Origin of the sequence: Chromobacterium aquaticum, from assembly GCF_021129195.1 — a bacterium.
Classification (GTDB): domain Bacteria; phylum Pseudomonadota; class Gammaproteobacteria; order Burkholderiales; family Chromobacteriaceae; genus Chromobacterium; species Chromobacterium aquaticum.
The window spans coordinates 1-11,512 of sequence record NZ_JAJOHW010000036.1; the positions used below are offsets into that span (position 1 = coordinate 1).

11 protein-coding genes are annotated in these 11,512 nt (G+C 66.6%); 8 read left to right on the forward strand and 3 right to left on the reverse strand.

Annotation, left to right across the window (positions count from 1 at the left end; translation table 11 throughout):
* Positions 1-247: 247 nt before the first annotated feature.
* The 3 genes from LQT98_RS06365 to LQT98_RS06375 all read right to left on the reverse strand — a co-directional run bounded on the left by LQT98_RS06365 (position 248) and on the right by LQT98_RS06375 (position 4,089).
* A complete protein-coding gene (locus tag LQT98_RS06365; RefSeq protein WP_231461563.1) occupies positions 248-1,417 on the reverse strand; it encodes an MFS transporter in 1,170 nt (389 codons plus the stop codon).
* Between the two features lie 18 nt (positions 1,418-1,435).
* Positions 1,436-2,170 carry a hypothetical protein gene (locus LQT98_RS06370; RefSeq protein ID WP_048407830.1) on the reverse strand — a complete coding sequence of 245 codons (735 nt, stop codon included), beginning with the start codon at positions 2,168-2,170 and terminating at the stop codon, positions 1,436-1,438.
* Between the two features lie 470 nt (positions 2,171-2,640).
* Positions 2,641-4,089, reverse strand: coding sequence for an aminotransferase-like domain-containing protein (locus tag LQT98_RS06375; protein WP_231461564.1), 1,449 nt, complete (start codon positions 4,087-4,089; stop codon positions 2,641-2,643).
* A 237-nt stretch (positions 4,090-4,326) separates the two neighbouring features.
* On the opposite strand from LQT98_RS06375, the gene LQT98_RS06380 reads away from it, so the two are divergent.
* The 8 genes from LQT98_RS06380 (at position 4,327) to LQT98_RS06415 (ending at position 11,367) form a co-directional block, all read left to right on the forward strand.
* The gene (locus LQT98_RS06380) at positions 4,327-5,034 is read left to right on the forward strand and encodes a LysE family translocator (RefSeq protein ID WP_231461572.1); all 708 of its coding nucleotides are present in this window, start codon (positions 4,327-4,329) and stop codon (positions 5,032-5,034) included.
* A 70-nt stretch (positions 5,035-5,104) separates the two neighbouring features.
* On the forward strand, positions 5,105-5,656 hold the full coding sequence (locus LQT98_RS06385; protein ID WP_231461565.1) for an isochorismatase family protein: 552 nt from the start codon (positions 5,105-5,107) through the stop codon (positions 5,654-5,656).
* A gap of 121 nt (positions 5,657-5,777) precedes the next feature.
* Entirely contained in the window at positions 5,778-6,002 is a 225-nt protein-coding gene (locus LQT98_RS06390) for a DUF1737 domain-containing protein (protein ID WP_231461566.1), read from the forward strand.
* On the forward strand, positions 5,989-6,897 hold the full coding sequence (locus tag LQT98_RS06395) for an EamA family transporter (protein WP_231461567.1): 909 nt from the start codon (positions 5,989-5,991) through the stop codon (positions 6,895-6,897). Before LQT98_RS06390 ends, LQT98_RS06395 begins: the two co-directional genes overlap by 14 nt.
* Positions 6,887-7,804: a GlxA family transcriptional regulator gene (locus LQT98_RS06400; protein ID WP_231461568.1), complete on the forward strand. Its 918-nt coding sequence runs from the start codon at positions 6,887-6,889 to the stop codon at positions 7,802-7,804. Before LQT98_RS06395 ends, LQT98_RS06400 begins: the two co-directional genes overlap by 11 nt.
* 107 nt (positions 7,805-7,911) lie before the next feature.
* Entirely contained in the window at positions 7,912-8,553 is a 642-nt protein-coding gene (locus LQT98_RS06405; RefSeq protein WP_231461569.1) for an LPP20 family lipoprotein, read from the forward strand.
* A complete protein-coding gene (locus tag LQT98_RS06410) occupies positions 8,553-9,824 on the forward strand; it encodes a flagellar assembly protein T N-terminal domain-containing protein (RefSeq protein ID WP_231461570.1) in 1,272 nt (423 codons plus the stop codon). The genes LQT98_RS06405 and LQT98_RS06410 overlap by 1 nt, the downstream gene beginning before the upstream one ends.
* A 70-nt stretch (positions 9,825-9,894) precedes the next feature.
* Entirely contained in the window at positions 9,895-11,367 is a 1,473-nt protein-coding gene (locus tag LQT98_RS06415; protein WP_231461571.1) for an FAD-binding oxidoreductase, read from the forward strand.
* The last annotated feature ends 145 nt before the right edge of the window (positions 11,368-11,512 follow it).

Consider the following 11,512-nt stretch of genomic DNA (forward strand, 5'->3'; position numbering starts at 1 on the left):
TCCCCTTCCTCTCTTTCTCTCCTCCATGTGTATAAGAGACAGGTGGCTGCGCGCTTTCCGCGCTCAAATGCCGCTGGCTGAACTAAAAATCATGTTAAGGACTTCTCCTCCCCTGTTCAAAGTCTCGCGAGCAAGGGCGAGACTAGGCGAAAACGAGTGAAAAAGCGGAATGTACACGTGGTACATGAGCATTTTGAGCTGTTTTCAATGCCGTATCGCTGAAGCGCAGCAGACTTTGAACAGGTTCTCAGGCCTTGCTGGTGCGCGCCAGCCCCATGCCGGCGCCAAAAGGTAGCAGCAGCGCGGCGCCGCTCAGCGTCAGCAGGCCGGCGGCGGCGCAGAACCAGGCAATCGGATGCGGCTCGCTGCTCATGCCCAGCAGGAAGGATGCCGAGAAAATGCCCAGGTTCAGCAGGCTGGCGTGATAAGAGTTGAGGGTGCCGCGGTAACGCTCGGACAGAATGCTGAGGCGGGCGTGGTGCAAGGGGCCGGCGCAGCCGTAGCCGAAGGCCCACAGACAGCCGGCCAGCGCTAGCTGCCACAGCGCGGTGAAGGGCAGCAGAAAAGCCAGGATGCCCAGCGCGCCGCACAGCGCCATCGCCGGCAGCGCGGCCTCGCCCCAGCGCCGCTGCAGCGGCACGCCGCACAGATTGCCCAGCATGATCACCAGGCCGAAGCCGCCGGCGAGCAGGCCTCCGGTGGTGGAGCTCAGCGCCAGCTTGCGCGCGGCGACTTCCGCCACCACCGCGCCGAAGCCGGCCACCCAGCCCAGCCACAGATAGCTGGCGCTCAGCCGCCGGCGCGCGCCGGGGGTGTTCCAGGCGCCGGCCAGCGTGGCCAGGAAGCCGTCGTCCGCGGCGGCGTGACCGCCGCCGGAGGCAAAGCCGCGCCATACCGCGACCCAGGCCAGCAGGCCGCAGCCGGCCAGCGCGTAATAGCTGGCCTGCCAGCCGGCGGTGTCGGCCAGCCGGCCGCTCAGCGCCGGCGTCAGCACGAAGGCCAGCATCAGGCCGATGAAGACCTGGCCCAGCCGCTTGGCCAATTGCTCGCGCGGCGCCAGATCCGCCACCAGCGCCAACGCATTGGGCTGTATCACCGCCGCGCACAACCCGCTCAGCGCGGACAGCGCGATGGCCGCGGTCAGGGTGGGCGCGGCCGGCATCAAGGCGCAAAACAGGGTGAAACCGAGCAGGCCCCACTGTAGCGGCCGTTTGCGGCCGAAGCGGTCGGACAGCGGTCCGGCCACCAGGGCGAAGGCGCCGTAGCACAGGCCATAGGCGGCGGGCAGATAGGCGATGGCGCTGGAGGCCACGCCGAAATGGCGGCCCATCAAAGCCATCATCGGTCCGGCCGCCACTTCAGCCGAACCGATGATGAACATGCAGCAGAACAGGGTGGCGAGCTGACGGCCGCTCATCGCGCCGCCCGCCCGCGCTCAGAAAAAGTGGATCTCAAGCTTGATGTCCTCGATGTGTTGCCAATCGATGCCGTCCGGCCGGAACGCGTCCGGCGAATAGACGCCGTCGTCGTAGGCGTCGGCCGGGTCGATGGACAGGCCGGCGCAGATGTACTGGCGCAGGTAGTCGCGGTCGCTGGGCACGATGGCGGCCTTGCCGCCGCGCGAAACATCGAGAATATAGTTGATATCGCCGATTTCGTAACGCCGCAGCAATTGGGCCACGTGCTCGAAGCCGATATGGGCCAGCAGATCGGCGGCGAAGCGGTTGGCGCCCACTTCGAAGGAGACCCGGTCCTTGCGGCGCTGTTCGGTCATCGGCGGCGGCTCGTCCAGGCCATTGGACTGGCCGGCGGTTTCGTAATAGTGCAGCGCGGCCTGCACGCCGCGCAGGTCGTAGATATAGGAATAGCGCTCGATATTCTTGCGCTTGGCCACGCAGATGAAGAAGTAATGACCGAGGCTGTGCAGAATCATGAAGGCGCGGGAGGCTGGCGACACGCCGCGCGAGAACTGGATATCGCGGCCCTTGATGATGGTCTTGATATTGTGCGGGTGCGAGTCGGTCTCGGAATACTGCAATTGGAACAGCTGCTGCAGCCGGTTTTGCAGGCGCTGCAGTTCCTGCGGCGAGATCATCGCCAGCACGCGTTCGATTTCGGCGTCCACATCGTCGTCCAGGGCGATGTCCAGTACGGCTTGATCGTCGATCATGGCAAGACTCCTTGATGATAGGTTTGCGATAAACGGGCGAGCCCGGGGCTTGGATCAAGAGCGTCGCTGACCGGGAAGGACGGATTGGGGCATGCAGGACACGCCTGGGCCGGCACGGGACTCCAAGCCTTTTTATGCATTATGACTTTTATGGGTCGAAGCTTACGCCGGCCAAAAGAACAGTAATCGACCAGAGCGCGCGGCCGTCGAAACGCCGTGAGCTGGATGGCTGTGGCATCGGATCGGACGAGGTTTGCAGGCATCGCCGGCCATATCGCCACTCGGCCTTGGCCGGCGCGGCTACGCGTGCGGGATGAACCGTGTTTGGCTAGCGCATTCGCTCAATGCGCCTTCGGCCTCGACGGCGATGCGGCGGTAAGGGCCGCGGCCTTGACAACGCGGGCGGCTTTGCTTCGTCTTGATGTTTTTGATTTCATTGTCATTCAAAACGGATTCCGGCTTTGTCTGGTTTAGCCGCTCCTGAGCTCGGCGGCCAGCGCGCCGACGCGGGCCAGCGCCGTCAGGTAGCGCTGGTCCAGCGGGTAGCAGCAAGACAGCCGCAGCGCATTGGGATAGCGGCCGCTGGGAGAATACAGCGGGCCGGGCATGATGCTGATTTTCTCGGCGATGGCGGCGTGGAACAGCGCCACCGCGTCTATGCCCTCGGGCAGTTCCACCCAGATCAAAAAGCCGCCGGAGGGCGCGGTGGCGTGGGTGCCCGCCGGGAAATGGCGCGCGATCATGCCGCGCACTTTCTCCACATGGGCGGCGTAGCGCCGCTTCAGCGCGCGCAGGTGGTGATCGTAGCCGCCGGATTCCAGGAAGGCGCCCAGGGTTTCCGCGAGCACCGCCGGTTCCGCCACCGAGGAGGCGAACTTGAGCTGGCGCAGCGCATGGCCGAAGCGGCCACCTTCCATCCAGCCGATGCGGAAGTCCGGCGCCAGCGTCTTGGTGTAGCTGGAGCAGACGATGACCCAGCCTTCGTCGTCAAAGGCCTTGACCGCCGGGCTCAGGGTGTCGCCGAACTGCAGTTCGGCGTAGAGGGCGTCCTCGATCAGCGGCACCTGGTGGCGGCTGAGCAGCCGCGCCAGCCGCTTTTTCGCCTCCAGCGGCATGGTCGCGCCCAGCGGATTGTGCACATTGGGCATGGCCACCAGGGTGTTGATGCGCTTTTCCGCCAACAACAGCTCCACCGCGTCTATCGACAGGCCGGTTTGCGGATCGGTGGGGATTTCCACCGTCTTCAGGCCCAGGCTGGCGATCAGCGGCAAGAGATTGAAATAGGTCGGCGATTCCAGGCCCACGGTGTCGCCGGGGCGGGTCACCGCACGCAGCGCCAATTGCAGCGCTTCCATGCAGCCGTGGGTGAGCACGATGTCCTGCGGCTGCAGCGTCATGCCCAGTTCCAGGCCGCGGCGCGCGATCTGGGTGCGCAGCCGCAAGGAGCCCGGGGGCAGCGCGTAGCGGCTGACCATGCCGGGCTGGCGGCGCAGGATCTGGCCCATCAGCCGGCCCAGCTTGCCGCCGGGGTAGAAGTCGCCGCCATGCGGGCAGGCCAGCGCCAGATCGATGTAGTCCTCGTTCTGCTGCGCTTCCAGCACGGTGTCTATCAGTCCCAGCACCTGCGGGCGGGTGGGCGCCGCCGGGCTGCTCAGGGTATCGGACGCGCGCGCCGGCGACGGCAGCCGCGCGCGCACATAGTAGCCGGACTGCGGCCGCGCCTCGACCAGGCCGCGGTCCTCCAGCACCCGGTAGGCGGCCACCACGGTGTTGAGGCTGAGCTGGCGGCTTTGCGAAGTGCGGCGCACCGAGGGCAGCTTGGAGCCGGGCGGCAGCGTGCCGCGCTTGATCGCCAGCGACAGGTCGTCGGCCAATTGCTGGTACAGCGTGGGGGCGTGGGGGGTGACAGTGGGTTCCATGAGGACAGCTTGCCGCGCTTGGGCGGCGGTAGACAGACACAGTAGCCATGATAGGCGATGGTGACAGTTTGCGAAAACCCTGTTCTGTCACCACGGATAAAGGTGACAGCTGCCGCTGTCGGCATGCGGCGGCGCTGCGTAGCATGGATTGGGACGACGGAGCCGGCCGCGGGGCGGGCTTCGTTCCCGCAATGCCATGCCGCGCCACCTCGCGCGGTGGAAAGAAAAGTGAGCGCCATGCCTGAATTCGCCTTGTTGTCCTATGTGGCCGTGATGTCGATCACCCCCGGCCCCAATAATCTGATGCTGACCGCTTCCGGCGTCAATTTCGGCTTCCGCCGCACCATTCCGCACATGCTGGGCATCAGCCTGGGCTGCGCCTTCCAGGTATTCCTGGTGGCCAGCCTGCTGTCGCTGCTGCTGGACGGCATCCAGGCCGCGCGGCTGCCGCTGGCCTTGTTGGGCTGCGCCTATCTATTGTGGCTGTCGTGGAAGATCGCCCGCGCCGGCCAGCCGGAAGCCGGCGCGGCGGCCAAGCCGTTGGGCTTCGTCGGCGCCGCGCTGTTCCAGTGGCTGAATCCCAAGGCCTGGGTGATGGTGATCAACGCCGCCATCCTGTTCATGCCGCCGGCGCTGGAGCAGCGCTGGCTGGGCGCGAGCATGCTGGCGCTGGTGTTCGCCGTGGTCAATCTGCCGTGCATAGGCGTCTGGGCCTGGGCCGGCGAGCGGCTGCGCGCCTGGCTGTCCAGCCCGCGCGCCTTGTTGGGCTTCAACCTGAGCATGGGCGTGTTGATGGCCGCCACCGCGCTGTGGCTGTTGTACGATGAGTTCCAGCCGCATGGCCGGACGCCGTCGGCCGAGATCGCTGCCGCGCCGGCGGCGGCGCGGCCGGTGGGCACGATGTCCGTTTTTGACAGTGGCTTGTCCGTAATCAGCGTTAAATAAAGGCGCGCGAGTCCGTAGCATTCGGGCTGTGTTCAACAGCGTCCGGCCCGGATGCGATGGAGAAGCCGCCATGAAAAAAACCGCCTTATTGCTGATCGATGTGCAAGAGTCCTTCCGTCACCGTCCGTACTGGAATGAGGATGAGCTGCCGGCCTTCCAGGCCAAGCTGCAGCAATTGATCGCCGGCGCCGAGCAGCGCGGCGTGCCGGTGATCAACATCCTGCATGAAGACGGCGACGCAGCCTTTTCCGCCGAGTCCGGCCTGGTGCGGCCGCAAGCGTGGCTGAGCCACCGGCCGGCCGCCACCTTCGTCAAGCATGTGCACAATGCCTTGACCGATTCCGGCCTGCAGCCCTGGCTGATCCGTCACGGCATCCAGCGGCTGATCGTGAGCGGCATCCGCACCGAGCAATGCTGCGAAACCACCACCCGGGTGGCGTCGGACCTGGGTTATGAAGTCGACTTCGTCACCGAGGCCACGTTGACCTTCGCGATGAGCCATCCGCTCAGCGGCCAGGCGTTCAGTCCGGCGCAGATCCGCGCCAAGACCGAGCTGGTGCTGGCCGGCCGTTTCGCCGACATCGTCAGCGTGGAGCAGGCGCTGGCCAAGCTGGAGCGCTGAGCAAGCCGCATGTGACCGTCGCCATCGCGACTATCTGATGTTACTGTGAAGCGGTACTCGAAATGAATGTGGCGGGCCAGGCCCGCCGCGTTTGGCAAGCGCTTGTTGAAGGAGAAAGCCCATGTCCAAGGACATGCCATCTGTTCATCCGCCGGAAGGCCTGCCTGTTTATCGTTTGCTGACCGGCCCTGACGACTCCAGCTTTTGCCGCCGCGTCAGCGAGGCGCTGGCGCTGGGTTACCGCTTGCATGGCTCGCCGGCCGCCACTTTCGACGGCGAGCGCGTCATCGTCGCCCAGGCGGTGCTGTGGCCGGGCGCGCGGGGAGGCGGCGATGCCCTGGAGTGATCTCATGCAGGCGCTGGCCATCGTGCTGGTGTGGGGCGTCAACTTCGTGGTGATCAAATGGGGGGTGTCGGATGTGCCGCCCTTATTGCTGGGCGGGCTGCGCTTCTGCCTGGCGGCGGTGCCGGCCTTGTTCTTCATCCGCCGGCCGGCCTTGCCGTGGCGCTATCTGCTGGCCTATGGCCTGAGCGTGGGCGTCGGCCAGTTCGCCTGCCTGTTCACCGCGATCAAGCTGGGCATGCCGGCCGGCCTCGCCTCGGTGGTGCTGCAGTCGCAAGCCTTCTTCACCTTGATCCTGGCCGGGCTGTGGCTGCGCGAGCGTTGGCAGGCCAGCCAGATGGCGGGCCTGCTGCTGGCCTTGGGCGGCCTGGCGCTGATCGGCCTGAGCAAGGGCGGCAGCATGACGGCGGTGGGGCTGGGGCTGACCATCGCCGCCGCCTTCAGCTGGGCGCTGTCCAATGTGGTGGTGCGGCAGATGGGCCGCGCCGGCTACAGCGTGCAGCCGCTGGGTCTGGTGGTGTGGTCCAGCCTGGTGCCGCCGATTCCTTTCTTCCTCTTGTCCTGGTGGCTGGAGGGCGGCGAGCGCATCGCCGCCGCGCTGAGCCATTTCACGCCGCAGGCGCTGTTCGCGGTGTGCTATCTGGCCTTCGTCGCCACCTTGTTCGGCTACGGCTTGTGGAGCCGGCTGCTGTCGCGCCACCCGGCGGGCAAGGTGGCGCCGTTCTCCTTGCTGGTGCCGGTGGTGGGCGTGCTGGCGTCCAGCCTGCTGCTGGGCGAGCACCTGAGCGCGCTGCAGGCGGCCGGCAGCCTGCTGCTATTGGCTGGCCTGGTGGTGAACGTGTTCGGCGCGCGCTGGCTGGCGCGCTGGCGCCAGGGAGTGGCGACGCGTGGCGCTTGATGTCTATTTCGTGTTGCCGCCCAATCTCTTGCTGGTGGATCTGGCCGGGCCGGCCGACGCTTTTCGCATCGCGGCTCAGTTCGGCCTGCCGCTGCGCCCGCATTATGTGGCGCCGACGCCGGAGGTTTCCACCTCGCTGGGGCTGGGCCTGCTGGGCGCGGCGCCCTTGCCGCGGGCTTTGCCGGATGGCGCGCTGGTGGTGATCAGCGGCGCCTCGCATTCCATCGAAGCCTATGCGCGGCCCGAGGCGCGCGAAATCGTGCGCTGGCTGCGGCGCGAGCTGGACCCGGGCCGCCACCGCGTTGCCTGCATCTGCTCCGGCAGCCTGCTGGCGGCCGAGGCCGGGGTGCTGGACGGCCGCCACTGCACCACCCACCACACCTTGCTGCAGCGGCTGCAGCAACTGGCGCCGCGCGCCAAGGTGCAGCAGAACCGGGTATTCGTGCAGGATGGCCCCATCAGCAGCAGCGCCGGCATCACCGCCGGCGTGGATCTGGCGCTGCATTTGATCGCGGAACTGGCCGGACCCGGCCCGGCGCGTGAAGTGGCGCGCCACATGGTGGTGTATTTCCGCCGTTCCGCCGGCGACCCGGAGTTGTCGCCGTGGCTGACTCACCGCAACCATCTGCACCCGGCGGTGCACAAGGCGCAGGATCTGATCGCCGCCGATCCGGCGCGCGGCTGGCGGGTGGAGGACCTGGCCGGCCAGGTCCACGTCAGTTCCCGCCATTTGTCGCGGCTGTTTCGCGAGCATGCCGGCGTATCGGTGCATGGCTATCACGCGGCGCTGAGGCTGGCCTTGGCCGGTCAATGGCGCGACGCCGGCCTGTCCAAGGAAAAGGCCGCGCTGGCGGCCGGTTTTTCCTCGGCGCGGCAGTTGAACCGGGCCGATGCGCGCCAGACATGACGGGAAGATGCGTTCCGGCTCTCAAGTTCCGGCTGTCAATGTCGATGTTGCGGTTGACGTTCCTTTAGATCGCTTCATAATTCGAACAACATCCAACGGTACTTGCCATGAAAACGATTCCCAGTCTTGCCTGCGTGTTTACTGTTCTGTTGGGGCTGTCCGCCTGCGCCACCGCCGAGCATCCCCCGGTGGTAGCGGCCGCCGCGCCCAAGCCGGCCGGCATGACGCCCAGCGGCGTCGGTTTCGTCGGCCCCGGCATCGAGACCGAAGCGCCCAAGGTGGTGGTCAAGGAAGTGAACCCCTATCAGCCCATCGTGGTGCGAGTGGTGGGCAGCGGCGCCGCGCCGTACACCTCCAGTCTGACCCCGTCGCAACGCAAGCTGCTGGCCTTGCGCGCCGCGCGGCTGGACGCTTTCCGCGCGATCGCGGAACAGGTGCAGGGCATGAAGCTGGTGGGCAATAGCTCGGTATCGAACATGATCGCCAACAGCGATAGCTTCCGCACCTATGTGGATGCCTATCTGCGCGGCGTCAACATCGTGTCCAACACCATGAAGCCGGACGGCACCAGCGAGGCGGTGGCCGAAATCATGCTGGACCAGGAGTTCTACAAGCAATTCCGCCAGGCGCTGGACAAGACCGGCAGCGTGATGAAGGCTTCGCAGGAAAACGCCACCGCCGGCCTGCAATGCGCCGACGGCAATTGCGGCGCCGCGCGCTACAGCAGCAACTACTATATGGCCCAATGATGCGGTTTCGCGTTTCCCCCGTGCTGGCCGCCGCGTTCGCGGCGGTTTTTGCGTGCTCGGCCGGCGCCGAGATCCTGAGCGCCGAGGGCGTGGCGGCGCTGGACGGCGGCGGCGCCGTCGCGCGTGAACAGGCGTTGCAGGACGCGCTGAAGATGATTGCGCTGCGCCAGGGCGCGCGGGTGGAAGCCTCGCAGGGGCTGGACTACGGCAGGAGCAGCGAATCCGGCAGCCTGACCCCGCTGGCGCCCGTGCGGGGTGAGGTCAAGGTGGTGAGCGAGTACCAGCAGGGCAAGCTCTACCATGTCAAGGTGGAGGTGGACACCTCCAAAGCGCCGCGTACCGCGCGCGGAACCGAAGCCGCCTGCGCGATGCCGGCCGGTCGCAGCCTGCGCCGCAAGATCGTCACCACCTATTTCCAGGTGGACCGCCCGGCGGAGGCGTCCGACATGCCGGAACTGGCCACCGGCTTGCCCACCGAGCTGTCGCGGCGGCTGGGCGCCAACCGCATGTACAGCCTGCTGGACGCCAACACCGTGTCGGTGCTGGCCGATTCGCGCATCGCCGAACCGGCGGCTGGCGCGGAAACCGTGCGCCGCATCGGCGAAACCGAGGACGCGCAGTTCGTGGTGGCGGGGCGGGTGCTGGCCACCGGCGTCACCGCCAAGGGCCTGCGCAAATCGCTGTATGAATCCAATAACACCAGCCAGCAGGGCACATTCTATAACGGTCCCTTCGCCGGTCTGTTCGGCGGCGGCGTCAAATACGTGCCCACCGAGCGCCAGTTCGACGCCGAGGTCTGGGTTTACGACGGCTTGACCGGCGCGCTGCTGGCGCGCGAGCGGGTGTCGGAGCTGGGCAAGGGCGAAGTGATGGTGAGCCCGCCGCGGCCGTTCGCCTCGGCCGCCTTCTGGCAGAGCGATTATGGCCAGGCGGTGGACCGCGCGCTGGACCTGGCCACCCGCAAGATCAGCGACGTGATTTCCTGCATCCCGTTCTCCGCCCGCATCGTCAAATTGTCCGGCCCGCGCCAGGTTTATATCAATGCCGGCTCGCTGGACGGCATCGCCGTCGGCGACAAATTCCTGATCTATCAGCGCAAGAGCGCGCAACCGGTGCGCGATCTGATCTCCGGCCGCGAACTGGGCGTGCCGGAAACCCTGGCCGGCGATGTCACCATCAGCCAGGTGCAGCCCAATTTCGCCATCGGCTCAGTGCAGGCGCCGGGCAAGGTGGCGGAAGGCGATTACGTGCGTTTCATGCCGCGACGCTGAAACGAAGCCGGCCCGGCGCTTGCATCCGGGCCGCTTGTCATGCCATTCGGCTGGCCGTAGACTGCGGCGCATGCCGATACCGCCCGCCACCCCCCGTCCCATTCCCGATAGTCCCGTTGATCCACTGCGCCGCGCCCTGCTCAAAGCCGGGCTGCTGAGCGCGGCGGCGCCGCTATGCCAGCCTTTACTGGCCTGGGCGGCGACCCCCGCCGGCACGGTGGTCAACGACATCACCGGCATGAACCCGGTGCTGGTCGCGCAAGTGGCGACGCCGCGCAGCAGCGCCGACATTCAGCAGGCGCTGCGACAATGGCCTGGCCCAGTGTCCATAGGCGGCGGCCGTTTCAGCATGGGCGGGCAGATCGCCAGCCCCGGCAGCCTGCATCTGGACATGAGGCGCTGCAATCGTCTGCTGAGCCTGGAGCCGCGGCAGCGGCTGGTCCGGGTCCAGGCCGGCATGAGCTGGCGCGAGCTGCAGCAATGGGTGGACCCGCACGGCCTGGCGGTGAAAATCATGCAAAGCTACGCCAACTTCACCATTGGCGGCTCCTTGTCGGTGAACGCCCATGGCCGTTACGTCGGGCTGGGACCGCTGGTGAACGCGGTGCGCTCCATCGTGATCGCGCTGGCCGACGGCAGCCTGCTTAAGGCCAGCCGCCAACAGCGGCCGGAGGTGTTTTTCGCGGCTATCGGCGCTTACGGCGCCTTGGGCGTGATCTGCGAGGTGGAGCTGGAACTGGCCGTCAATCAGCCGCTGGAGCGGCGGGTGGAACGCATGCGGCTGGACGCGTATCGCGACTTCTTCTTCAAGCATGTGCGCGCCGACAGCGGCGCGGTGATGCACAACGCCGATCTGGCGCCGCCTTACTTTCAGGAAGCCACCGCGGTGACCTGGCGCGTCAGCGATCAGGCCTTGACCGACAAGCGCAGACTGACGCCGCAGGGGCAGCGCTATTGGTTGCAGGAAGGGGCGATCCGCGCCTGGGCCGAACTGCCCGGCGGGCCGCTATTGCGCAAGAAGGTCGCCGATCCGCTGCGCTTCGCCCGCGCCGCCGTGCTCTGGCGCAACCGGGAAGCCAGTCTGGACGTGGCCTCGCTGGGCCGCATCGCGGATGACGGCCACAGCTTCGTGCTGCAGGAATATTTTGTTCCGGTGGCGAAGCTGGAACGTTTCGTTGCCGCGATGGCGGCCATTCTGGACACGCACCAAGTGGCCGCGCTCAATGTGTCCATCCGCCATTCGCCGGCGGATGCCGGCACCGTGCTGGCGTGGGCGCGGCAGGAGGTGTTCTCCCTGGTGCTGTATTACCGGCAGGGCAAGGACGAGGCCGCGCGGCGCCAGGTGGGAGTGTGGACCCGCCAATTGATAGACGCCGCGCTGGCTCAGGGCGGCAGCTATTACCTGCCTTATCAATTGCATGCCAGCCGCGAGCAATTCCAGCGGGCCTATCCCGATGCCGGCAAGCTGTTCGCCTTGAAGCGGACGCTGGACCCGGCCGGCCGTTTCCGCAATCAGCTGTGGAATAAATATCTGACGGCCTAAGAACCTGTTCAAAGTCTGCTGCGCTTCGGCGATACGGCGTTGAAAACCGCTTCGAAATGCTCATGTACCGAATGTACACTCCGCTTTCTCAGCCGTTTTCGCCTTGTCTCGCTCTTGCTCGCGAGACTTTGAACAGGCTCTAAGA

Bases quoted from the DNA above. Each gene is read 5' to 3' on its own strand.
- LQT98_RS06365 (WP_231461563.1), bottom strand. From the start codon at position 1,417: ATGAGCGGCCGTCAGCTCGCCACCCTGTTCTGCTGCATGTTCATCATC.
- LQT98_RS06370 (WP_048407830.1), bottom strand. From the start codon at position 2,170: ATGATCGACGATCAAGCCGTACTGGACATCGCCCTGGACGACGATGTG.
- LQT98_RS06375 (WP_231461564.1), bottom strand. From the start codon at position 4,089: ATGGAACCCACTGTCACCCCCCACGCCCCCACGCTGTACCAGCAATTG.
- LQT98_RS06380 (WP_231461572.1), top strand. From the start codon at position 4,327: ATGCCTGAATTCGCCTTGTTGTCCTATGTGGCCGTGATGTCGATCACC.
- LQT98_RS06385 (WP_231461565.1), top strand. From the start codon at position 5,105: ATGAAAAAAACCGCCTTATTGCTGATCGATGTGCAAGAGTCCTTCCGT.
- LQT98_RS06390 (WP_231461566.1), top strand. From the start codon at position 5,778: ATGTCCAAGGACATGCCATCTGTTCATCCGCCGGAAGGCCTGCCTGTT.
- LQT98_RS06395 (WP_231461567.1), top strand. From the start codon at position 5,989: ATGCCCTGGAGTGATCTCATGCAGGCGCTGGCCATCGTGCTGGTGTGG.
- LQT98_RS06405 (WP_231461569.1), top strand. From the start codon at position 7,912: ATGAAAACGATTCCCAGTCTTGCCTGCGTGTTTACTGTTCTGTTGGGG.
- LQT98_RS06410 (WP_231461570.1), top strand. From the start codon at position 8,553: ATGCGGTTTCGCGTTTCCCCCGTGCTGGCCGCCGCGTTCGCGGCGGTT.
- LQT98_RS06415 (WP_231461571.1), top strand. From the start codon at position 9,895: ATGCCGATACCGCCCGCCACCCCCCGTCCCATTCCCGATAGTCCCGTT.